The 20,995-nt window shown below is 57.8% G+C and carries 22 protein-coding genes and 1 pseudogene; 13 read left to right on the forward strand and 10 right to left on the reverse strand.

Translation table 11 applies throughout. The features are described from left to right. Position 1 precedes the first annotated feature (1 nt). The 6 genes from EE949_RS23970 to EE949_RS23995 all read right to left on the reverse strand — a co-directional run bounded on the left by EE949_RS23970 (position 2) and on the right by EE949_RS23995 (position 6,219). A complete protein-coding gene (locus EE949_RS23970) occupies positions 2 to 862 on the reverse strand; it encodes a pirin family protein (RefSeq protein WP_430735894.1) in 861 nt (286 codons plus the stop codon). Between the two features lie 17 nt (positions 863 to 879). After that, on the reverse strand, positions 880 to 1,281 hold the full coding sequence (locus EE949_RS23975) for an OsmC family protein (RefSeq protein WP_122666548.1): 402 nt from the start codon (positions 1,279 to 1,281) through the stop codon (positions 880 to 882). Positions 1,282 to 1,407: 126 nt separating this feature from the next. Further along, positions 1,408 to 2,628: a beta-ketoacyl-ACP synthase I gene (gene fabB, locus EE949_RS23980; protein ID WP_122666549.1), complete on the reverse strand. Its 1,221-nt coding sequence runs from the start codon at positions 2,626 to 2,628 to the stop codon at positions 1,408 to 1,410. 11 nt (positions 2,629 to 2,639) lie between these two features. Further along, positions 2,640 to 3,155: a 3-hydroxyacyl-[acyl-carrier-protein] dehydratase FabA gene (gene fabA, locus EE949_RS23985; RefSeq protein WP_027898655.1), complete on the reverse strand. Its 516-nt coding sequence runs from the start codon at positions 3,153 to 3,155 to the stop codon at positions 2,640 to 2,642. A gap of 218 nt (positions 3,156 to 3,373) precedes the next feature. Next, positions 3,374 to 5,302, reverse strand: a complete 1,929-nt coding sequence (locus tag EE949_RS23990) for a response regulator (protein WP_122666550.1) — start codon at positions 5,300 to 5,302, stop codon at positions 3,374 to 3,376. After that, positions 5,299 to 6,219 (reverse strand): ABC transporter substrate-binding protein, encoded by a 921-nt coding sequence (locus tag EE949_RS23995; RefSeq protein ID WP_430735895.1) that lies wholly within the window; start codon positions 6,217 to 6,219, stop codon positions 5,299 to 5,301. The genes EE949_RS23990 and EE949_RS23995 overlap by 4 nt, the downstream gene beginning before the upstream one ends. A 1,025-nt stretch (positions 6,220 to 7,244) precedes the next feature. Between EE949_RS23995 and EE949_RS24000 the strand changes: the two genes are divergently transcribed. The 9 genes from EE949_RS24000 (at position 7,245) to EE949_RS24040 (ending at position 15,350) form a co-directional block, all read left to right on the forward strand. Then, positions 7,245 to 8,270: an NAD(P)H-dependent glycerol-3-phosphate dehydrogenase gene (locus EE949_RS24000; RefSeq protein WP_122666552.1), complete on the forward strand. Its 1,026-nt coding sequence runs from the start codon at positions 7,245 to 7,247 to the stop codon at positions 8,268 to 8,270. A 78-nt stretch (positions 8,271 to 8,348) separates the two neighbouring features. Next, the gene (locus EE949_RS24005) at positions 8,349 to 8,639 is read left to right on the forward strand and encodes a DUF4389 domain-containing protein (protein ID WP_240350438.1); all 291 of its coding nucleotides are present in this window, start codon (positions 8,349 to 8,351) and stop codon (positions 8,637 to 8,639) included. Beyond that, complete coding sequence (gene sixA / locus EE949_RS24010; protein WP_122666554.1) at positions 8,636 to 9,091, forward strand: phosphohistidine phosphatase SixA; 456 nt, start codon at positions 8,636 to 8,638, stop codon at positions 9,089 to 9,091. The genes EE949_RS24005 and sixA overlap by 4 nt, the downstream gene beginning before the upstream one ends. A gap of 227 nt (positions 9,092 to 9,318) precedes the next feature. Continuing rightward, a complete protein-coding gene (locus tag EE949_RS24015) occupies positions 9,319 to 10,989 on the forward strand; it encodes an AMP-binding protein (protein WP_122666555.1) in 1,671 nt (556 codons plus the stop codon). 52 nt (positions 10,990 to 11,041) lie between these two features. Then, a complete protein-coding gene (locus EE949_RS24020) occupies positions 11,042 to 11,485 on the forward strand; it encodes a hotdog fold thioesterase (protein WP_122666556.1) in 444 nt (147 codons plus the stop codon). Between the two features lie 117 nt (positions 11,486 to 11,602). Next, positions 11,603 to 12,400 carry an alpha/beta fold hydrolase gene (locus tag EE949_RS24025; protein WP_122666557.1) on the forward strand — a complete coding sequence of 266 codons (798 nt, stop codon included), beginning with the start codon at positions 11,603 to 11,605 and terminating at the stop codon, positions 12,398 to 12,400. Then, entirely contained in the window at positions 12,397 to 13,251 is an 855-nt protein-coding gene (locus EE949_RS24030; protein WP_122666558.1) for an alpha/beta fold hydrolase, read from the forward strand. Before EE949_RS24025 ends, EE949_RS24030 begins: the two co-directional genes overlap by 4 nt. Positions 13,252 to 13,381: 130 nt before the next feature. Continuing rightward, complete coding sequence (locus tag EE949_RS24035) at positions 13,382 to 14,200, forward strand: DUF4892 domain-containing protein (RefSeq protein WP_205504744.1); 819 nt, start codon at positions 13,382 to 13,384, stop codon at positions 14,198 to 14,200. 103 nt (positions 14,201 to 14,303) lie between these two features. Continuing rightward, positions 14,304 to 15,350: an AI-2E family transporter gene (locus EE949_RS24040; protein ID WP_122666560.1), complete on the forward strand. Its 1,047-nt coding sequence runs from the start codon at positions 14,304 to 14,306 to the stop codon at positions 15,348 to 15,350. A 12-nt stretch (positions 15,351 to 15,362) separates the two neighbouring features. Here the strand turns inward: EE949_RS24040 and EE949_RS24045 are convergent, their stop codons facing one another. Continuing rightward, complete coding sequence (locus EE949_RS24045) at positions 15,363 to 16,613, reverse strand: MFS transporter (RefSeq protein ID WP_122666561.1); 1,251 nt, start codon at positions 16,611 to 16,613, stop codon at positions 15,363 to 15,365. A 158-nt stretch (positions 16,614 to 16,771) separates the two neighbouring features. Next, the gene (locus EE949_RS29555; protein WP_162873878.1) at positions 16,772 to 17,101 is read right to left on the reverse strand and encodes a hypothetical protein; all 330 of its coding nucleotides are present in this window, start codon (positions 17,099 to 17,101) and stop codon (positions 16,772 to 16,774) included. 372 nt (positions 17,102 to 17,473) lie between these two features. Between EE949_RS29555 and EE949_RS24050 the strand changes: the two genes are divergently transcribed. Together EE949_RS24050 and EE949_RS24055 are read left to right on the forward strand one after the other, a co-directional pair. After that, entirely contained in the window at positions 17,474 to 18,961 is a 1,488-nt protein-coding gene (locus tag EE949_RS24050) for a PAS domain S-box protein (protein WP_122666562.1), read from the forward strand. 170 nt (positions 18,962 to 19,131) lie between these two features. Then, complete coding sequence (locus EE949_RS24055) at positions 19,132 to 19,395, forward strand: DUF1652 domain-containing protein (RefSeq protein WP_122666563.1); 264 nt, start codon at positions 19,132 to 19,134, stop codon at positions 19,393 to 19,395. On the opposite strand, the gene EE949_RS24060 is transcribed toward EE949_RS24055, so the two are convergent. Then, positions 19,384 to 19,689: a DUF6482 family protein gene (locus EE949_RS24060; protein ID WP_122666564.1), complete on the reverse strand. Its 306-nt coding sequence runs from the start codon at positions 19,687 to 19,689 to the stop codon at positions 19,384 to 19,386. The genes EE949_RS24055 and EE949_RS24060 overlap by 12 nt on opposite strands. A gap of 173 nt (positions 19,690 to 19,862) precedes the next feature. On the opposite strand from EE949_RS24060, the pseudogene EE949_RS30000 reads away from it, so the two are divergent. Further along, positions 19,863 to 19,997, forward strand: a pseudogene (locus tag EE949_RS30000) (methyl-accepting chemotaxis protein); the annotation flags it as partial. Between the two features lie 40 nt (positions 19,998 to 20,037). Next, complete coding sequence (locus EE949_RS29905; RefSeq protein ID WP_240350435.1) at positions 20,038 to 20,187, forward strand: hypothetical protein; 150 nt, start codon at positions 20,038 to 20,040, stop codon at positions 20,185 to 20,187. A 62-nt stretch (positions 20,188 to 20,249) separates the two neighbouring features. Here the strand turns inward: EE949_RS29905 and EE949_RS24070 are convergent, their stop codons facing one another. Further along, positions 20,250 to 20,993 carry a FadR/GntR family transcriptional regulator gene (locus tag EE949_RS24070; RefSeq protein ID WP_122666565.1) on the reverse strand — a complete coding sequence of 248 codons (744 nt, stop codon included), beginning with the start codon at positions 20,991 to 20,993 and terminating at the stop codon, positions 20,250 to 20,252. Between the last annotated feature and the right edge of the window lie 2 nt (positions 20,994 to 20,995).

A 20,995-nucleotide genomic window follows, 5' to 3' on the forward strand; every position in this document is an offset into this window, starting at 1 on the left:
ATCACTTAGCCTGCGGCAGTTCGATCCTGCCAATCTCCCCGGGCACTGTCGGCCAATCCCCGGCTGCCCAGCGGGTCCGGGCCTGTTCGATCAGCGCCGGATCACTGGCGACGAAATTCCAGTTCATGCGCCTAGGGCCATCCAGCGGTGCGCCGCCAATCAGCACCGCGTGGCATTCGCTCTCTGCACACAAAGCCACTTCTTTCCCGGGCTCAAGTACGACCAGCGTTCTGGGTTCCACCGCTTCGCCGTCCACCGAAGCTTCGCCTTCGAGCACATACAGCGCCCGCTCTTCATGTTCGGTCGGGATCAACAGTGTGGTTGCGGTTTGCAGGTGCAATTCGGCGTAAACCGTCGGCGACAGGACTGGCACCGGAGACGTCAGGCAGAAACCGCTCCCCGCAATCATGCGAATCTGAATGCCGAGGTTGTCACTCAGTGGCAGGCTGCTGGCCGGGTGGTGGCTGTAATGGCCTTGGCCAGGTTCGTGGCTCTTTGGCGATGCGAGCCATACCTGCAGGCCGTGCATGCGCGAGCCGCTGGCCAACAACTCCGCCGGCGTGCGTTCAATGTGGGCAATGGCTGCGCCTGAGGTCATCCAGCTGACCTCGCCTGGCGCAACCTGCTGATGACTGCCCAAGCTGTCTTTATGCAGCAGATGGCCTTCGAACAGGTAGGTCAATGTGGATAGGCCAATGTGCGGGTGTTGGCGAATATCCATACCTTTGCCCGGCGCATAGTCGGTTTCGAGCATATGGTCGAAAAATACGAACGGGCCGACATTGCGGCATTTCGCCGAGGGCAGGGGGCGCAGAATGGGCTGGCCTTCTACATCTTCAGCGCGGGGTTTGATGATAAGCATCGGCAGTATCCCTGCAGTCAGACCAGTTGAGTATGGATACTGATCTCGGCGGTGGTCATCAGCTTGTGCACCGGGCAGCGGTCGGCGATGCGGTGCAAAACAGTACGCTGCTGGTCGCTGAGAGGGCCCTCCAGGGCGAGTTCTACATTCAGGCCGTACTTACCTTGTCTTTCCTCGCTGTCGTCATGAGTGACCTTGACGGTGATCCCGGTCAGCGGGATGTCGTGCTGTTTTGCGTACAATTTGACGGTCAGCGTTTTGCACGAGGCCAGCGCCGCATCGAAATAGTCATGAGGGGAGGGGGCGGAATTTTCGCCGCCCAGATCAACAGGCAGATCGGTGAACAGTTCGTGTTGCTGGTTGATATCGATCTTGTGGCGGAACCCTTCAGGGGTAATGCTGCTGACGATGACAGGCATGGAGACCTCGGGCGGTAGGCAAAAAGAAATATCCTACGCTTGCGCTCTTGCTCAGCCTAGAAAATCAGTGCTCATAAAAAAAGGCGCCTCGAGAGGCGCCTTTTCAACAGCAGTAGCGGGGCGGAATTACTTGCCCTGCCAGCGCTTCATGACCAGCGTGGCGTTGGTGCCACCGAAGCCGAAGCTGTTGCTCATGACCTGGTCGATTTTTGCATCTTCCTGGGTCTTGAGCAGGATCGGCATGTCAGCGACAACCGGATCCAGTTCGTCGATGTTGGCCGAACCAGCGATGAAGTTGCCTTCCATCATCAGCATGCAGTAGATCGCTTCGTGAACGCCTGCGGCGCCCAGGGAGTGACCCGACAGGCTCTTGGTGGAGCTGATGGCCGGAGCTTTGCCACCGAAGACTTCGCGAACGCCTTCCATCTCTTTGGCGTCGCCGACCGGAGTCGAGGTGCCGTGAGTGTTCAGGTAATCGATCGGGCCTTCAACGGTGGACAGGGCCATCTGCATGCAGCGGATGGCGCCTTCGCCGCTCGGAGCAACCATGTCGTAGCCGTCGGAAGTAGCACCGTAGCCAACGATTTCAGCATAGATCTTGGCGCCGCGTGCCAGAGCGTGTTCCAGCTCTTCAACCACGACCATGCCGCCGCCGCCAGCGATGACGAAACCATCACGGTCAGCGTCGTAAGCGCGGGAAGCCTGTTCCGGGGTGTCATTACGCTTGCTGGACAGTGCGCCCATGGCGTCGAACAGGAACGACTGGCTCCAATGCTCTTCTTCACCACCACCGGCAAACACGATGTCCTGCTTGCCCATCTGAATCTGTTCCATGGCGGTACCGATGCAGTGAGCACTGGTGGCGCAAGCAGAAGCGATGGAGTAGTTCAGGCCCTTGATCTTGAACGGGGTGGCCAGGCAAGCAGAAACCGTGCTGCTCATGGTCCGCGTAACGCGGTACGGGCCAACGCGCTTGACGCCTTTTTCACGCAGGATATCCAGCGCTTCCATCTGGTTCAGGGTCGAAGCACCACCGCTACCGGCGATCAGGCCGGTACGCGGGTTGGAGACTTGCTCCTCGGTGAGGCCCGAATCAGTGATGGCGTCTTTCATGGCCAAGTAGGCATAAGCTGCCGCGTGGCCGACGAAGCGATAGATCTTGCGATCGATCAGCTCTTCGAGGTTGAGGTCAATGGAGCCGGAAACCTGGCTACGCAGACCCATTTCGGCATATTCCGGATTGAAACGGATGCCAGGGCGGCTTGCACGCAGGTTGGCGGAGACGGTCTCTTTGTCATTGCCCAGGCACGAAACGATGCCCAGACCAGTGATAACGACGCGGCGCATGCGGATAACCCTTAGAAGTTGTCAGTGGAGGTGAAGACGCCGACCCGAAGGCCTTCGGCGGTGTAGATCTCGCGACCGTCGACAGTAACCGAACCATCGGCGATAGCCAGGTTCAGCTTGCCTTTCAGGACGCGTTTGATCTGAATGTTATAGGTGACTTTTTTGGCCGTCGGCAAAACCTGACCGAAGAACTTTACTTCGCCCGAACCCAGTGCGCGTCCACGGCCTGGCAGACCCTGCCAGCCAAGGAAAAAGCCTACCAGTTGCCACATGGCATCAAGGCCCAGGCAGCCCGGCATCACCGGGTCACCTTCGAAGTGGCATGCGAAGAACCACAGGTCCGGATTGATATCCAGCTCAGCGACCAATTCACCTTTGCCGTACTTGCCACCCTCTTCGCTGATATGGGTGATGCGATCAACCATCAGCATGTTAGGGGCGGGCAGTTGCGCGTTACCTGGGCCGAATAGCTCACCGCGACTGCAGCGCAGCAGGTCTTCCCGGGTAAAGGCGTTTTGTTTGGTCATGCGAGCTCCTCAATAATCTTGTGCGGCAGGGTGGGGTATCGTGCCCCAGAAGCCAGTCCTGGCCGGCTGACTCGCCAGGGGTCTGCCGTCAGCCTACTCATAGACTATTGCGTTGTAGTGAAAGTCACAGCACAAGGGAAATGAAAGTACACTTGTGCACTGAAATTTGCCATCCAGCCGACCCTTATGGTCGATTCGGCTTACAAGACTGCCGCAATTTAACATTTATCGCCAGTCGCAGATGTCCGAAAGGGCACCCATCGCTGTAAAACCTGCTGTAAATCAGTACGTTTGAAGGGTTTGGCAAGGTAGTCATTCATCCCCGCCTGTAAACAGGCGTCCCGATCACCCTGCAAGGCATTGGCGGTCAGCGCGATGATCGGTACTTGATCGAGCCCCGGCAACTGTCGAATACGACGCGTGGCTTCGTAGCCATCCATGACTGGCAGTCGGCAATCCATGAAGATTGCGGCGTATTGCCCACTTCCAGCCATGCTCACCGCTTGTGCGCCGTCCCGGGCGACTGCCACCTGATGGCCGAGGTTATGCAGCATGGCGCGGATGACCGCGCAGTTGACTTCGTTGTCCTCTACTAACAAGACGCTGCGTTGCTCGCCGTCGGTAGCAATGTGCGAGTCGCCACGGGCGGGTGCATCCGCTGTATCTGGCATCACCGTCATCGGGATTTCCAGGGTAAACAGCGAACCAGAACCTTCGGTGCTTTGCGCCCTTAGCGTTCCACCCATGCGCTCCGCCAGTGTGCGGGCGATGGGCAGGCCTAACCCCGTGCCGCCGTAGCGACGGGAGATCGAGCTGTCTGCCTGCTGGAAAGCATCGAACATGGATTCCAGATGGTCATGGTGGATGCCGATCCCGCTGTCGCGCACGTGACACACAAACAAAATCCGCCCTTCATCCAGAGACTCATACTCGGCTTCAACATCCACCGCGCCCTGCTCTGTGAATTTAAGGGCATTACCAATAAGGTTGACCAGAATCTGCCGGATCCGGGTCGGGTCGCCCTGAACCCGTAACTGATCGAGCCCTTGCTGGAGGTGCAAGCGCAACGACAGGTTGCGTTGTTGCGCATCGTGGCTGAATGCCTGGCTCGAGGTGCTGACCAGTTCAGCAACATTGAACGGGATATTTTCCATTTCCAGCGAATGTCGTTCAAACCGGGAAAAGTCGAGGATGTCGTTGATCACGCGCAACAGATGCTCGGTGGACTCGGTGGCAAGCGCCGAATACTCGGCCTGCTCTTCGGTCATAGGTGTGGTTTCCATCAGTTGCAGCATGCCCAGTACACCATTCATAGGGGTACGCAACTCATGGCTCATCATGGCCAGAAAGTCTGATTTTGCCCGGTTCGCGCGTTCTGCCTCCTCTCTGGCCTGGATCAATTGCTCAATGAAGCGTTGTTGCTCGTGGCTGGCTTTATCCAGGTTAGCCGCGAGATTGTTGATGTGCCTTGCCAGATCACCCAGTTCTGCGTCATCAGGCACAGGCAGCGGGGTGCGGTAGTCACCTTGCTGGATTGCCTTGACCGCTTCGCCCATCGCACTGATGGGTTGAGAAAGGCTTGAAGCCAGGCGCCTGGCGAGAATAAACGTGAACAGCAGAGCGAACAGCGCGAGAATCGCGGCCTTGAGCAGGATCTCCTGTTGACGCTCACTGAACGCTTCGTTGGACATACCCACCAGCACCCGGCCCAGATAATCCTGGGCGGCGCTAACGGTATCCTCATGGTTACCAAGGAAGTCCTTGCCCAGCTTGATTTGCTGCGAACGAATCGGCGCCTGAAATATTTCTACCTGTTTGGGGGGGGCGGCCGCCTCTTCGGACTGCTCGACGTACACCAATACTTTGTTGTGGCTGTCCTGTACTTCAATAAAACGCACATGGGGTGTCGACAAGGTTGCGCGCATCAGGCTCTTCAGAACCTCGTCGTTACCAACGATCACTCCGTATTCCGACGCGGGTGCCAACTGGTTGGCGATCAACTGACCGGTATGATTGAGCTCCTGGCGCAGGTCCTGAATGCGCACAAACGTGAAAAAGCAGATCAGCAATAGAGTCAGCAGGAGGGCGGGTCCGAGACTGATCATCTGTGTCCGGGTATTGATATCCCAATGGCGACGAACTTTCATGGCTGCTGCTCCGCCTGACTCAGGCGTGTGGTCACTGCTGCGTCGTCAATTGCGATGATTCCCAGGGATTGAGCCACTCGCGGGTTACTCGTCACTTTGAAGCGTCGTGGATATTGTGCGCGTGGCCATTGCTCCGGTGGCTTGTCGAGGAGAGCGTCAAGCGTATCCAGCCAGTCGATTTCATCGCTGTAGGTGCTGGCCAGGCTTCCTGCTTTGACAAACGCTGCGTTAGGGCCAAGCAATGCCTGCTGGTGGGCATAGCTGCTGAGCAGGAGGTTCTTGGCGGTTTTCGCGTTATACAGGTCCGGGTCATCAAGCCCCAGCAATACATCGCTGCGGCTCAACAAGTTCTGCAGTGACTGGTTTTCCGCACTGGGGGTCCATGGCTGGGAAACTATCCGCAACCCCATGGACGCTGCTGCATGGCGCAGCTCTTTGAGCAGGAATTGGCTTCTGTGGTTGAACAGCACACCGATTTGTCGGGCTTCGGGCAACAGGTGCCGGATCAGCAGCAACTGGCGCGTGACAGGCGGATCGCTCCACAAAAGGCTCAACGTCGGCGGGCGCTTTTCGCCCAGCCGTTCGTGGGCCTGAATCCGACTGATGCGCAGTACCAGGGTTCTTGGCCCTTCGCTATCGCCCAGCCGCCACTCCAGGCTTGCCGTGTCCAGCAGCACCAGGCGCGTGTGGTCGGAGATTTTGCCAGGTGACGGCATTTTATCGGTTTCGACAAAGCGCACGTGGTCGCCAGGGCGGCGCTGGCTCAAGTCGCTCACAAAGCTCTGGATGCTTGGGTTGGTTCTGGCGGCAGTCAGCAAAATATCTGCCGCGGACGCAGTGGTGCAGTTCGCCCACATGAGCGCCGCGACTGCGATGCAGCGCAGAGTCCTGCCTGAGAAAGCCACAGCCGTGTCCATACTTGTTCGTCCGGTTACCGCCTTATTCATGCCGGGCATGTTAACCGAGACGAAGCTTATTGCCACGCTGGGTGTGGTTGGGTGGTTTTTGTGTACATATCCGTAATGGCGGCCATGGCTGATATTGGTTGCGCTCTTACAGCGCGTCACTTTTGGTTCCGGAAGCCGGCCCAGCCAAAAGTAACCAAAAGGCTTTTACCCCACCACTCGGCACCTCGCTGTCGCTCGGTGTACCCGCCCGCAGATCCTGAACCGTGGGCCGCCGCAATGGGCCATCCATGGCCCGGTGCGGCTAACCCGGCATCCTTGCCACTCTTCAACTCAAGGGCGTCCCACGCTTCAGAATCTGCGTTCGGCCAGCGTGGTTTAACGGGGCGCCTCAGATCAAAATCAAAAGCGCGGCGGCCTGACAGCCGACCTGGTTTTATGGGTTTACCTAGCATCTTGTAGGAGCTGCCGAAGGCTGCGAAGCGGTGTGTCAGATGAAGAATGCGTTGGCTGTGGTGACGTTTCGCGAACAAGTTCGCTCCTACCGGGCCGAGGCGATCCCGCCGTATTCGCTTTGCTTTTGATCTGCTTTTGATCTGCTTTTGATTTTAGGCGCCCCGTTAAACCACGCCGGCCGGAATTCGATATTGCTGTATGGGGCAAACCGGCAGGGATGCCGGTTTAGCCGCCTCAGGCCATGGATGGCCGGTGGCGGCGGCCCCACGCAGCAATGTCGGATTACGGGCATGCCGAGCCTAGGCGAGGCACCCAGTGGTGGGGCAAGAGCGTTTTGCTTACTTTTGTCTGGGCCGGCTTCCGGATCTATCAAAAGTGAGGCGCTGTAAAAGCGCAACCAATATCAGCCATGCCCGCGGTAACGGATATGTACACAAAAATCACCACATGGAAAATGTCTAGACCCCTGCGAGTCCTAATCCCTTGGAAACACACGCAATGAAGGTTGTCACTGGCCGCCATCGCCATGCTCCGTATAATGCCGTCATCGCCAGATGAGATGGCTCTAGATGGATGTTTTTATGACCACACAGCAACCTGTTGCGGTTCTGGGGGGCGGCAGCTTCGGCACCGCGGTGGCCAACTTGCTGGCGGAGAATGGCCGTCAGGTCCGTCAATGGATGCGTGACCCGGAGCAGGCCGAGGCCATTCGTGTCAATCGCGAGAACCCTCGTTACCTCAAGGGCATAAAGATTCTGCCCCTGGTCGAGCCGGTCACAGACCTGGCTGCGACTCTCGATGAATGTGAACTGGTTTTCGTCGCCTTGCCGTCCAGCGCTTTGCGCAGTGTGCTGGCGCCTCACGTCGAGCGTTTGACGGGCAAGATGCTGGTCAGCCTGACCAAAGGCATCGAAGCGCAGAGCTTCAAATTGATGAGTCAGATCATCGAAGACATCGCTCCGCAGGCCCGTATTGGCGTGTTGTCCGGTCCCAATCTGGCGCGTGAAATCGCTGAGCACGCGTTGACTGCAACTGTGGTCGCCAGTGAAGACGAGGACCTCTGCCAACAGGTTCAGGAAGTGCTGCACGGCAGGACGTTCCGGGTTTACGCCAGCAACGACCGCTTTGGTGTTGAGTTGGGCGGGGCGCTTAAAAACGTCTACGCGATCATCGCCGGCATGGCCGTGGCGCTGGACATGGGCGAAAACACCAAGAGCATGCTGATTACCCGCGCGCTGGCGGAAATGACCCGTTTTGCGGTCAGTCAGGGCGCCAACCCAATGACCTTTCTTGGACTGGCGGGCGTCGGTGACCTGATCGTGACCTGCTCTTCGCCGAAGAGCCGTAACTATCAGGTCGGATTTGCCTTGGGGCAGGGCTTGAGCCTGGACGAGGCCGTCAACCGCCTGGGCGAAGTCGCGGAAGGTGTGAACACGCTCAAAGTGCTGAAAGTCAAAGCCCAGGAGTTACAGGTGTACATGCCACTGGTCGCGGGCTTGCATGCAATTCTTTTTGAGGGTCGTACGCTGAGTCAGGTCATTGAACTGTTGATGCGCGCCGAGCCCAAAACAGACGTGGACTTTATTTCCACAACCGGCTTCAACTGATAGCCCTCATCCCGGGAGAAGATTTTGAACGAGTCGAAAATCAAGCAACACGAATCGATTGTGCTGCGCATCCTCTGGATGGTGGTCTTTATCGTGATCTGGCAACTGGCAGAGTTGCTGCTGGCTGGCGTGGTTCTGGTGCAATTGGGCTATCGTCTGATTTATGGTGCCCCGAGCGCCAGTCTGATGAACTTTGGCGACAGCCTGAGTCAGTTTCTCGCGCAGATAGGTCGGTTTGGCACTTTTCACACTGACCAAAAGCCGTGGCCGTTTGCTGACTGGCCGACGCCTCGTGCGCCGGATGGCGAGACGCCGCACAGTATTCCACCTGCCGCCCACCCTGTGCGCGATGAGGAACCCAAACTGTGAAGCTCTGGGTGTTGCGGCACGGAGAGGCCCAGGCTCACGCGCGCAGTGATGCGCAACGTGAGCTGACCGGTCATGGTCGTGAGGAGGTCCTGCAAAGTGCCGCTCATTTGCTGGGTAAACCCCTGACACGAATCCTCGCCAGCCCCTACGTTCGAGCGCAACAGACTGCCGAACTGGTGCGTCAGGCGCTGGGTTTCAGCGATGCTGTGGTGACGGTGTCCTGGCTCACTCCGGAAAGTGATCCGGGCAAAGTGCTGAGTCAACTGGACGCCTATGCCGCTGATGATGTTTTGTTAGTTAGCCACCAGCCTTTGGTGGGCGCGTTGATCGGGCTTGCCGTGCACGGCAGCTATCAGCAGCCACAGCCCATGAGTACTGCCAGCCTGGCTGAATTGAAAGGTGAGTTTGCGCTGGCGGGAGCGATGGAATTGCTGAGCGTGCGGCATGTTTGATCGTGCTCGGCTAGCTATATCGGTTTGAAGCTTTTCCGAAAACCAGAGTCCTGTGCGCTAGTGTGAGGTGCCTGTATCGTCCAGATATGGGCGCCCCGGTTTCACTTGCCTTACATCCCTCAAGCTAAATATTCACCCCCTGAAACCGCTTTCAGATAACCGGCAACCAAGCAGTTGCTTGGTCGGCTACGCTTGCTCCGAATAAAAATAAAAAGGAGTGAGTCGCAATGACTATCGCCGTTGCTTTGCCGCTGAGCCGCTTCTACGACCGTGAGGCTCAAACCCCTGACACGCCCTATCTGGTTCAGCCTCTGGCTGACGGGCGGGTGCAGTCCTTGAGTTGGTCAGAAGTCGGTAATCAGGCGCGGCGGGCAGCGCATTGGTTACGCCGTCGAGGGCTACCCCGAGGTAGCTCTATAGCGATCATTTCGAAAAACTGCGCTCACTGGATCATTGCCGATCTGGCGATCTGGATGGCCGGACATGTCTCGGTGCCGTTGTACCCCAATCTGACCGCAGACTCCGTGGCTCAGGTTCTGGAACATTCCGATGCTGTACTGGTGTTTGTTGGCAAGCTCGATGAATGGCCGGCCATGAGTCGGGGAATCAAAGTCGGGCTGCAAACCATCGCCTTGCCGATTTGCCCTGCTGACGCACAGTTTGATTTTACCTGGGATGAGTTACAGCGTTGGGAGCCCATCAAGGACAACCCTTACGGATACGCAGATCAACTGGCGACGATCATCTATACCTCGGGAACCACAGGCGCTCCCAAAGGCGTGATGCACAGTTTTGGAAACCTGGCGTTTGCCGCGACCTATGGCAGCAGCATTTTCGGTCTGGGTGAAAAGGACCGTCTGTTTTCCTACCTGCCGTTATGCCATGTGGCTGAACGAATGTTTGTCGAAATGGCGTCGTTCTATGGTGGCCAGACAGTGTTTTTTGCGCAGAGCCTCGACACTTTTCTCCATGACTTAAAGCGCGCACGGCCCACCGCATTGTTCGCTGTGCCTCGTATCTGGACCCGCTTCCAGATGGGCGTATACAGCAAAATCCCGCCTGCACGTCTGGACTTTTTGTTGGGTCTGCCGCTAATCGGCAGCTATATGGGGCACAAGGTGCTCAAGGGGTTGGGGCTGGATGCATTGAAAGTGTCCTTGTCCGGGGCCGCGCCCGTTCCGCAAACGTTATTGCACTGGTATCGGCGGCTGGGTCTGGATGTGCTGGAGGTCTACGGCATGACTGAGAGTTGCGGTTACTCGCATATCTGTCGGCCTGCGAAGCAGAAACCGGGCTGGATTGGTCAGCCTTGCCCTGAGGTTGAGGTGCGCATTGCCGAGAATGGTGAGGTGCTAGTGCGCAGCGGAGCGAACATGTCCGGCTACTTCAAGGACCCGCAGAAAACTGCTGAGACGTTGACTGATGACGGCTTTCTGCGCACCGGGGACAAGGGTGAACAGGACGCTGACGGTTATTTACGGCTGACCGGCAGGCTCAAGGAGATTTTCAAGACCAGCAAAGGCAAGTATGTAGCACCGGCGCCTATCGAGAACTTGCTAGCCATGCATTCGCGAATTGAACAAGTCTGTGTGGTGGGCGAGGGCCTGGTCGCGCCGCTTGGTCTGTGCGTACTCTCGGCAAACGACCCTCAAACGCTCTCCAGCGCCGATCGCACGGCGCTGGAGAAGAGCCTTGCGACGTTGCTGGACAGGGTCAATGCTGAACTCGACAAGCATCAGCGCTTGCACAGGCTGGTGGTGGTGAAAGATAGTTGGGGGGTCGAAAACGGTTTCCTGACTCCGACCCTGAAGATCAAACGCACAGTGATCGAATCCGTTTATGGCGAGCGCTTTCAGGAATGGAGCGCAGGTCCGGACGCGGTGGTGTGGCAGGAGTGAGGCGATGAATTCCAGCGCTCAGTGTTCGGGCGCTTCATAACAAGGATTGACTATGAGTGTGTGGCGCGAAACTCCGAATCTTGAGCAACTCAATGCCAACAGCAAAAACACCATTCTCGAATTGCTCGATATCCGCTTCGAGTCGTTCACCGAGGACTCACTGACCGCCAGCATGGTGGTTGACCATCGCACCCATCAGCCTTACGGCCTACTGCATGGCGGGGCGTCAGTGGTGTTGGCCGAGTCGTTGGGTTCGTCAGCCAGTTACCTGTGCATCGACACCAGCAAGTACTTTTGCGTCGGTATCGAGGTTAACGCCAACCATCTGCGTGGCGTGCGCAGTGGTCGGGTCACGGCAGTGGCGCACGCGGTGCACATCGGTCGCACCACCCACGTCTGGGATATTCGCCTGACCAGCGATGAAGGCAAAGCCAGCTGCATCTCGCGGTTAACCGTTGCCGTCGTGCCGCTGGGCCAGGAGCCTCCAGCGCGCTAAGTGTCGCTTATGCCGTCTGATGGCCGGATCGCCGTGTTCGATGGCCGTTACGATCATTGCTGAGGTGCCCGTTGGTTACGCACAATCGCATCTGATCTGGCTCATTGGTGCTCCGGCATGTCGCAACAGGTGTTTTTCGCTCACGCCAACGGTTTTCCGTCTGGTACCTACAGCAAGCTATTCACGGCACTGGCGCCGGACTACGCAGTGAGTCATCTCGATCAGCATGCCCACGATCCACGCTTCCCGGTGGATGATAACTGGCTGAATCTGGTGGATGAGTTGATTCATCATCTGCGAGAGCAGCCCGAGCCGGTGTGGGGCGTCGGGCATTCTCTGGGCGGTGTGCTGCATTTGCACGCAGCGATGCGCTGCCCTGAACTGTATCGCGGGGTGGTCATGCTCGATTCACCGGTGTTGACCCTCGCTGATCAATGGATGATTCGCGCCGCCAAACGTTTTGGTTTCATCGATCGCATCACCCCGGCCGGGCGCACGCTGGGGCGTCGCGAAGCGTTTGCTGACATTGAGTCTGCGCGTCTGTACTTCTCTGGCAAAACCCTGTTCCGCCGTTTTGATCCTGAATGTCTGGATGCTTACCTGCAACATGGCTTGCAGAGTGATGGCGAGCAACTGCGTCTGCGTTTCGATCCCGCCACGGAAATCAGTATTTACCGCAGCGTGCCGCATATCAGCCCAGGCCAGTCCCGGCAGCTCAAACTGCCGCTGGCCGTGGTGCGTGGCGAGCACAGTCGTGTCGTGATGCGCCATCATGCGCGTTCCGTCAGGCGGATGCCCCAAGGGGAATATCTGTCGATGCCGGGCGGGCATATGTTTCCGCTGGAGAGCCCTGAAGCCACGGCGCAGATGCTCAAGGCACTGTTCAGCCGCTGGACTGCAGGTGTCGACGCATGAGTCATTCAGTGGAAGAAGTACGTCTAAGCCTGCCGCACATCGAGTTGGCGGCGCATTTGTACGGTCCTGAAGACGGCAAGCCAGTCATTGCGTTGCATGGCTGGCTCGACAATGCCAACAGCTTTGCCCGGCTTGCACCGATGCTCCCTGGGTTGCGCATTGTTGCGCTGGACCTGGCCGGGCATGGTCATTCCAGCCACCGCCCGCCAGGCGCGAGTTATGCGCTGGCTGATTACGTTCACGACGTATTGCAGGTTGCCGAACAGCTCGGCTGGCAGCAGTTTTCATTGCTGGGCCATTCTTTGGGGGCGATTATTTCGGTGTTCCTGGCGGGTGCACTGCCTGATCGTGTGTCGCGGCTGGCGCTGATCGATGGGCTGGTACCGCCTTCCGGTGAGGCAGATAACGCAGCTGAACAGATGGGCAAGTCTTTACAGGCGCAGTTGCGTCTGGCGAACAAGCGCAAGCCGGTCTATCCCGATCAAGAGCAGGCGATTTGCGCCCGAATGAAAGGGGCGGTCGCCGTCACCCATGAAGCCGCCGAGTTGCTGGCCCAGCGCGGCTTGATGCCGGTGCCGGGTGGTTACACATGGCGCAGTGACGAGCGCCTGACGTTGCCCTCGGCCATTCGCATAACGCGGCCGCAAGCCATGGCGTTCGTCGAGGCCATTCGCTGTCCGACACATTTGGTAGTAGCTTCTCAGGGGTTACTGGCGCAGCAGGAAGCGTTGCTTTCAACGTTGCCTTTTGAGGTTTCAGGCCTGTCAGGAGGCCATCATCTGCATCTCAACGATCCCGTCGGCGCGCGTGCTGTTGCAGACTGTTTCAATCGCTTCTTCGCTGCGCCTTGACTTGCGTCAGGCAACTGTCGAGGCTGGGCGGGTTGAAACAGGAATCAATCATGATGGATCTATGTATCGCTGCACCTTTTAAACTGCCCGTAAACGCTTTCTTCCCGAACGTGACGCAATGAGCGCGCGTATGGGGGTTACTCGTGCATTTGGATTGACCTTGTGTGCATCTGCACTCAGTACATCCTTGTGGGCTGCCGACGTCCCCGGCAGCAGCGATCTGCAGATCGTGCCGAGGCTGACGGATGCCGAGATTGTCGATTACCGTCCTGCTGCCGAGCTTGAGCGCATCTATCCCATGGGTTCGATCCGCAAAATCAGCGGGCAATTGCGCTTTGATGGCCAGATCAATGCCCGCGGCAATGTCACTGGCGTGACCTATCAGCTACCTGCTGAACGTACCTCATACGAGGCTTTTACCGCTGCTCGCGAAGCGTTGCAGGCGCAAGGTGCCGAGCTGTTGTTCTGGTGTCAGGCAAGGGATTGCGGCGAAAGCAGCCTATGGGCCAACGAAGTGTTCGGCAACGCCAAACTGTACGGTGCTGACGAGCAACAGGCTTATCTGTTGCTGCGGCTGGCCGAGCCAAAGGCCGACACGCTGGTTGCCCTATACAGCATTACGCGTGGTAATCGCCGGGCCTATCTCCATGTAGAGCAGTTCGACTCCGCTGCGCCTCTCGGCGAACTGATGCCCACTTCGGGTACGCTGCTTCGGCAATTGAAAAGCACCGGTAAGCTAGCGCTGCCAAAACTGATTGGCGCGCCTCAGGACGCGTGGCTGACAGTGTTGTCGCGTGGTCTGAATCTGGACAGCAGCTTGCGTGCCACGGTCTCGGGTCCGCAGGCTGAAGCCTGGCGTCAGGCACTGGTTGGTAAAGGCGTGCGAGCGGCGCGACTGGAGGCGGGAACCGGCGATACCCCCGGGCTACTTATCGAACTCATTCGCTGAGTAGCGCTCTTATCCGCTTCCACGGCGAACACTGACGTTGTCACTGTTCGCCGGTATGCTTCACTTCTGATGTCCTGACGATTCTTGACTGGAAAACCGCCCCATGTTCAATAACGACCGTCTGTTGGTGCAGATTCTGCTCCTGGCGCTACTGGGTGCCTGTGTCTGGGTGATGGCGCCGTTCTGGTCGGCGCTGTTCTGGGGCGCAGTGCTGGCATTTGCCAGTTGGCCTCTGATGCGCCTGCTGACCCGCTGGCTCAAGGGGCGCGAGTCTCTAGCGGCGCTGATTCTGAGTCTGGGCTGGATGATCCTGGTGGCCGCACCGCTGGTCTGGCTGGGGTTCAACCTGGCGGACCACGTACGTGACGTCACTGTGTTGATCAAAGACATACAGGTTGATGGGTTGCCCGATCCTCCGGGTTGGCTGGGCAGTGTCCCGCTGGTAGGTGAGCGCCTGGTTGCATTCTGGAACAGCATTGATCAGCAGGGCGCAGCGTTGATGACCACCATCAAACCGTATCTCGGTCAGGTCGGTAACTGGTTGTTGGCGCGCAGCGCGCAGATCGGCGGCGGCATTCTCGAACTGACCCTGAGCCTTGTGTTCGTGTTCTTCTTTTACCGTGATGGCCCGCGGCTTGCGGCGTTTGTTCTGCGGCTCTTGGAGCGATTGATCGGTGAGCGTGCGCAATATTATCTCGATCTCGTGGCTGGCACTGTGCAGCGAGTTGTCAACGGCGTGATCGGTACTGCTGCCGCACAGGCTGTGCTGGCGTTGATCGGCTTCCTGATTGCAGGTGTGCCTGGCGCGTTGGTGCTGGGCATCATGACCTTCATGTTCAGCCTGATCCCGATGGGACCGCCACTGGTGTGGATTCCCGCAACCGCCTGGCTGGCGTGGAATGGCAGTTACGGCATGGCGATTTTCCTTGCCATCTGGGGCACGTTCATCATCAGCGGGGTCGATAACGTGCTCAAGCCTTACCTGATCAGTCGCGGCGGTAACCTGCCGTTGGTTATCGTTCTGCTGGGCGTATTCGGCGGCTTGCTGGCCTTCGGTTTCATCGGGCTGTTCATTGGCCCGACACTGCTGGCGGTGGCCTACAGCCTGGTGACCGATTGGGCGCGTAGCGAGCGCCCGGCAAGAAGCTGATCCAGGGCGCTTTCACACGACCGGGAGGGCGGCGTCTGTCGTCTCTTCCGGACGCTTAATGACGGTCCGGGTTTCCGGCAGCTTCAGCAGCAACAACAGCGCGGCTGTCGCAATTGCGGCAAGTGTCAGAAACGCCGCGCTATAGCCCGCATGCTGAACAATCAGCCCTGCCAGGCCGTTGCTTAAAGCAGCACCCAGACCAAATATCGTCGAAATGACCCCAAGGCTGACGCTGAAGCGCCCGGTTCCCTGAGTCAGGTCCTTGACCACCAGGGGGAATAACGCTCCGAACAATCCGGCACCGATGCCGTCGAGCAGTTGTACTGCAACCAGCCAGAACGGGTTATCGGACAGCACATACAGCACGCCGCGGATCGGCAGAATCAGAAAGCCGGCCAGCAGCAGCGGCTTACGCCCCCAGACGTCGGCCTTTGCCCCCACCAGCAGCGCCATAGGCACCATGACCCACTGTGCGGCGACGATGCAGGCCGATGTCAGCGGTGTCGCCAATTGCAGGTTCACCTCAGCGAGCTTCTGGCTCACTAACGGCAACATCGCCGCGTTGGCCAGGTGGAAGAGGGCGCAGCAGGCAGCGAACAGCAACAAGGTTTTATTGCTTGCCAATGCTTTAAGGCCTGAAGGCTGTGCGTGGTGCTGTGCATCGCCAGTGCTCAGCTCCCGAGCCACATCGTGATCAATTGCAGCCGCGGATACGCAACTGACGGCGATGACGCTGGCGACCGCCATTGCCGCCATCAAATAGAACACTGCGATCGGGCCAAACAGGTACGCGAAACCACCTGCGAGCATGGCGGCACACGCGTTACCCGCGTGATTGAAGGTTTCGTTGCGTCCGGTGCGCCGGGTAAACGCCTTGGGGCCTGTAATACCCAGAGAGATGGCGGCAATAGCCGGAACAAAAACCGATGCTGCGATCCCGCTGATTGCCTGGGTGATGGCAATCAGGCTGACTGAGGACGTGAAGGGCAGGATCAGACAGCTGGCGGTTACCAGTAGCGCGGCGACTGCAATCACCGCCCGTTTGTAATGAGTGCTGTCGATCAGCGCCCCGGCCGGACCTTGGGTCACCAGACCGGCGATTGCCGCGACCGTCATCACAATACCAATGCTGGCCGGATCCCAGTGATGCACCGCCAGCAGATAGATCGCGAGGTAAGGCCCAAGCCCGTCTCGAACATCGGCGAGAAAGAAATTGAGGGCATCCAGTGAACGGTTGTTGCGGCGTTGGGTATGGGCGTCCACGGAGTTTCTCGATCAGGCAGCTCTGATTGAGCTTTGAGCTGTCGAGGCAAAAAAGGTTTGGTGCCCTCAGGACTGTTTTTGCAATCAGCCGCGTTTTTTCGGGAAACCCTGTGCTAAAGCCGCCTGTATGACAGGCAGCTTTAGCGTTGTCGTGCACATTACTGTCTTGAGAGTGCTCCACCTCTATTGTTGAGCGTGGATACCCTGTCTGACTCGATCCAGATGGTGCTGGTGTTTCGGTTAGCGAGCTCCTTTGAATTCCAGTTATTCGCGGTCTGTGGGCTGGTAGTGCCGGTCAGGCATGACGCCTGTACATCACAATATGAAACGGCACTGTCCACCACTGAGGGCGAAATGGCCTGTAGCTGGCAGGTTTGTGCTGCTGAGCTTTGCTGGAAGGAAGCTGCGTCACATCCCGCGTAAGCCATGCCGCTTGTTACCAGCGTGAGTGGGGCAGAAAGCATCATCCATAATGCCTGGGTTTTCATTTTTCAATCCTCGGTAGTTGTCAGTTCAGGTGGTTGCGATGCAACCCCCGACCTTTAAAGCATAGGGAGGAATAACCGTTACCTTGCGGGGTTACTGATCAACGGGGCGTTATGAAAAGACTGTCTTGAAATGACGCTCGCGCCGTTAATCGCGCGGGGCGATGATGGCTCCCCGATGAGAAACTTGCGGTCAACGGCTTGCTTTCAGGCCCTCCATTTCGGCGAATGAAAAGCATCATGATCACGGCTCAAAATTGTTGAATTCGTAACTCTCTCCAATTGTCCTACCGACATTGGGCAATGATCCGTCGTTGCTGAGAACTTGTTCCTCAGCAACGTTTCGGGTGCTCGTTGGCATGGAATGGAGGAACCATGAGTCAGGCAGTCCTTGATAGAGAAACCGATCGTCGACAGTTGCAGCGCATTATTGGTGGTCTTTCTGATGGCGTTCTCTTGATCGAGCTGGATCAGAGCATTCTGTGGGCCAATGAATCCGCGCTGGAGATGCACGGCGTCAGCCACGTCAAGGAGCTGGGTAGTAACGTCAACGAATATGCTTCGCGGTTCAACCTGCGCTATCGCAACAATCACCCGCTTGCGCTGGAGAATTACCCGATCAGCCGTATCGCCGAGGGCGAGTCCTTCAGTGATGTGGTGGTGGAGGTCAGGCCGGTGGGTAACGAAGACAAATGCTGGGTGCACCGCGTGCGGAGCATGGTGCTGGATGGCCGCTCCGGTGAGCCTGAGTTAATGGCGCTGATTATCACCGACGCCACCGAACTGGCCAGTGCCGAGCAACGCTTCGAGCGAACCTTTGCTGCCAATCCGGCACCCGCCGTTATTTGCAGGCTCAGCGATTTACGTTACATCAAAGTCAATCCGGGCTTTCTGGAAATGACCGGCTACACCCGTGAGCAGGTCATCGGACGTTCCGTGTATGAGCTGGACGTTCTGGAAAACGCCGAACGCAAGGATCTGGCCATCGAACGTCTCAACGATGGCGGCACCATCCCGCAGATGCAGGCCGAGCTCAAGCTGCCCGAAGGTGGCAGCAAGCTGGTGATAGTTGCCGGACAGCCGCTGGATATCAATGAAGACGACTGCATGCTGTTTTCCTTCATGGACATGGAACCCCGTCGCAAGGTCGAGACCGCGTTGCGACAAAGCGAGGAGCGCTTTGCGAAAGCCTTTCGCCTGACCCCCGTACCGACTCTGGTATGTAACGCCGAGTCGCAGTTCGTGGTTGAGGTCAATAATGCATTCATCAACACCACCGGGTTTACGGCTCAGGAGCTGACTGGAAGATCCGTGGAAGAGTTGGGTTTCATTGACGGCAAAAAGACGTGCGAGCAGATTTTCGAGGTATTGAAGAAGACTGGCAGCATTGAAGGCATGGAGCTCAAGGTGCGCAAGCGTGGCGACGAGCTGATAGATTGCGTGCTCTCTGCCGACACTGTCGTCATTCAGGACATCCCGTGTTATTTGCTGGTGATTATGGATATCTCGGAGCGTAAGCGATCCGACCTTGAGCTGATCGCGGCGATTGAAGAGGTCATGCAGGATGCATCATGGTTCGCGCGTTCTTTGATCGAGAAGCTTGCCAACGTCAAGAAGGGCAAGGCGCCGCAACTGCCGGGCATTTCGCTGACAGATTTGACCAGTCGTGAAAAAGACGTATTGGGTTTGATCTGTGAAGGCCTGGCAGACAAGGAAATCGCGGCACGCCTCAAGCTGGCGCCTAATACCGTGCGTAACCACGTGGCAACGATGTACTCCAAGCTGGGCGTGCACAGTCGCGCTGAGGCGATTGTCTGGGCACGCGAGCGTGCACTATTCACTAGTGACAATCGCAAGCAATAGCACTAACAAAAAGTGCAAATGCACTAGTGCTATCAGTGCAAATTCGTCTGGCTGATCGCGCATGGCGTTCTTTACCCTGACGGTCCATTTTCTGGACCTTGTCAGGGGCCTCCGTTGCAGACTTTTAAACGCTCCCGGATTCAAGATGGCTGGCCACAGGGTGGTCAGAAGTGAGCTGGCTATCACAGGTCCGCCGTGAAATCGAAAGCAGCTTCGAACCTTTGGCGTGCGAGTGCGTCATTGGCGCCGACGCATCCTTGAGTGTGCGCATTTATGATCGTGATTCGGGGCGCGTTGATCTGATGGTCATCGGTATCGCCCTTGATCAAGTGAAGACGCAGCACGACGTGGCGGCATTGATCAGCGAGTTACGTGATGAGCTGGGCAGCGTCGGCATGAACCCTCTCGATATAGAGCCGTCCTCACAGGCTTGAATGCCAGGGGATCGGTTCGCGGCTGGGCTGCTGCTCTGCGCTGCCCAGCCCGACCATCTCGTCATGCACGGCGGGTTGGATCAGAAACAGCGGCACCTCCGGTACACCTTTCAGATTCTTGCGAGCCTCTTCCATTGAGGCGACATGCAGGGTGTCTCCCTTGGCGTTGATCAGTGGGTGAGACTTGCCACTCTTCAATGCGTGCATGACGTAAGAGCCACCCTCCATCGCGACCAGATGGACTTCTTCGATCTCACCTGCTTTTACATGAGTGGCCAGCTTGCTCAGTTCCATGACGTCACCTTTGTCTGCGTGGCGGGCGATTGCCTGCCTCTTCGGATTCGAGGCGCAAGGACGGGCTGAGTTCGAACTGATGGATTAATGGTCGGCGAAGTGACCTGTGCGCTGCCCGCGTCACCAGCACGGTCAACGCCATCGAGAATCGTAGCCAGACTGTGCAGTACCCCAGCATTGATGTGGCGCGTCTGCCTGTTCAATCCAGGCACGTCAGTAAGGTGCTGGAGGTGATCCGTGAGATTGCCGAGCAGACCAATCTGCTGGCCTTGAACGCGGCTATCGAGGCTGCACGGGCGGGTGAGCAGGTTGACGCTGATCGCCACCGTTTCACAGCAGCAGGCCCAAGTGGCTCGTTCGGCTGACGGCAACCTCATGAGCATTCGCGATTTATCGATTCAGAGTGCGAATGGTGCCCATCAGGCAGCAGCGGCGAGTTCCGGGTTGTCGCGTCTGGCAGTAGACATGAACAAGCTGGTGGGACGATTCTCGCTTTAATTCCTGCAGGGGAGAGGTGTACCGGGCGAAAAAGCCGGTACGCCTTGTCCAGTCACTTCGTATCAACCCCGTCGCTCATACGCGACGCGCAAGCGTTCACGAATATTGCTCAAATGGCGGCGCATGGCGGCTCTCGCACCGTCCGGGTCACGATTGGCGATGGTCGCGTAGATGTCGTGATGTTCCTGGCGCAGTCTGGCGCTGTAGTCTTCGATAGCGGTATTGGCCAGGGCTGCCGAGTTGAGCCGGTTGCGGGGAATCAGTGTCAGGCCCAGATGTTCGGTGATATCGGCGAAATAGCGGTTGTCAGTGGCCAGCGCAATTTGCTGGTGAAAATCGAAATCGGCAGCCGCCGCTTCGGCTCGGCTTACCGTCGGGTCCTCGATGATCTTCAGCGCCTGGTGCATGCGCGCCAGTTGTTCCTCGGTCCTGCGCAGAGCGGCGAAGCCTGCGGAATCGACTTCGATACCGATGCGTAATTCGATGACGGCCATGACGTCGCTGAGCGTGCGGTCTGCTTGCGGGTCGATCTGATCAGCGCGCTGCCGGACCACAAACGTGCCGATGCCATGCCGGGTTTCCACCAGCCCGTGGGATTGCAGGTGGGAAATGGCTTCTCGCACCACGGTACGACTCACGCCATGTTCCTGGGTGATATGTTTTTCCGGCGGGAGCTTGTCACCGACCTTCAGTTGGCCGTCTTCAATCATGCTGGTCAGGATATTGGCCAGCGCCAGAGTCAGATTGCGCGGACGTCTTATGGACGAGTCGGTCTCTGCTGGTTCGGAAATCGGGGTGGGGTTCATGG

Origin of the sequence: Pseudomonas viridiflava (assembly GCF_900602065.1) — a bacterium.
Taxonomy (GTDB): Bacteria; Pseudomonadota; Gammaproteobacteria; order Pseudomonadales; family Pseudomonadaceae; genus Aquipseudomonas.

What these genes read in the sequence shown, in the direction of transcription:
- EE949_RS23970 (WP_430735894.1), bottom strand. Translation starts at nt 862, where the DNA reads ATGCTTATCATCAAACCCCGCGCTGAAGATGTAGAAGGCCAGCCCATT.
- EE949_RS23975 (WP_122666548.1), bottom strand. Translation starts at nt 1,281, where the DNA reads ATGCCTGTCATCGTCAGCAGCATTACCCCTGAAGGGTTCCGCCACAAG.
- fabB (WP_122666549.1), bottom strand. Translation starts at nt 2,628, where the DNA reads ATGCGCCGCGTCGTTATCACTGGTCTGGGCATCGTTTCGTGCCTGGGC.
- fabA (WP_027898655.1), bottom strand. Translation starts at nt 3,155, where the DNA reads ATGACCAAACAAAACGCCTTTACCCGGGAAGACCTGCTGCGCTGCAGT.
- EE949_RS23990 (WP_122666550.1), bottom strand. Translation starts at nt 5,302, where the DNA reads ATGAAAGTTCGTCGCCATTGGGATATCAATACCCGGACACAGATGATC.
- EE949_RS23995 (WP_430735895.1), bottom strand. Translation starts at nt 6,219, where the DNA reads ATGGACACGGCTGTGGCTTTCTCAGGCAGGACTCTGCGCTGCATCGCA.
- EE949_RS24000 (WP_122666552.1), top strand. Translation starts at nt 7,245, where the DNA reads ATGACCACACAGCAACCTGTTGCGGTTCTGGGGGGCGGCAGCTTCGGC.
- EE949_RS24005 (WP_240350438.1), top strand. Translation starts at nt 8,349, where the DNA reads ATGGTGGTCTTTATCGTGATCTGGCAACTGGCAGAGTTGCTGCTGGCT.
- EE949_RS24015 (WP_122666555.1), top strand. Translation starts at nt 9,319, where the DNA reads ATGACTATCGCCGTTGCTTTGCCGCTGAGCCGCTTCTACGACCGTGAG.
- EE949_RS24020 (WP_122666556.1), top strand. Translation starts at nt 11,042, where the DNA reads ATGAGTGTGTGGCGCGAAACTCCGAATCTTGAGCAACTCAATGCCAAC.
- EE949_RS24025 (WP_122666557.1), top strand. Translation starts at nt 11,603, where the DNA reads ATGTCGCAACAGGTGTTTTTCGCTCACGCCAACGGTTTTCCGTCTGGT.
- EE949_RS24030 (WP_122666558.1), top strand. Translation starts at nt 12,397, where the DNA reads ATGAGTCATTCAGTGGAAGAAGTACGTCTAAGCCTGCCGCACATCGAG.
- EE949_RS24035 (WP_205504744.1), top strand. Translation starts at nt 13,382, where the DNA reads ATGGGGGTTACTCGTGCATTTGGATTGACCTTGTGTGCATCTGCACTC.
- EE949_RS24040 (WP_122666560.1), top strand. Translation starts at nt 14,304, where the DNA reads ATGTTCAATAACGACCGTCTGTTGGTGCAGATTCTGCTCCTGGCGCTA.
- EE949_RS29555 (WP_162873878.1), bottom strand. Translation starts at nt 17,101, where the DNA reads ATGAAAACCCAGGCATTATGGATGATGCTTTCTGCCCCACTCACGCTG.
- EE949_RS24050 (WP_122666562.1), top strand. Translation starts at nt 17,474, where the DNA reads ATGAGTCAGGCAGTCCTTGATAGAGAAACCGATCGTCGACAGTTGCAG.
- EE949_RS24060 (WP_122666564.1), bottom strand. Translation starts at nt 19,689, where the DNA reads ATGGAACTGAGCAAGCTGGCCACTCATGTAAAAGCAGGTGAGATCGAA.
- EE949_RS24070 (WP_122666565.1), bottom strand. Translation starts at nt 20,993, where the DNA reads ATGAACCCCACCCCGATTTCCGAACCAGCAGAGACCGACTCGTCCATA.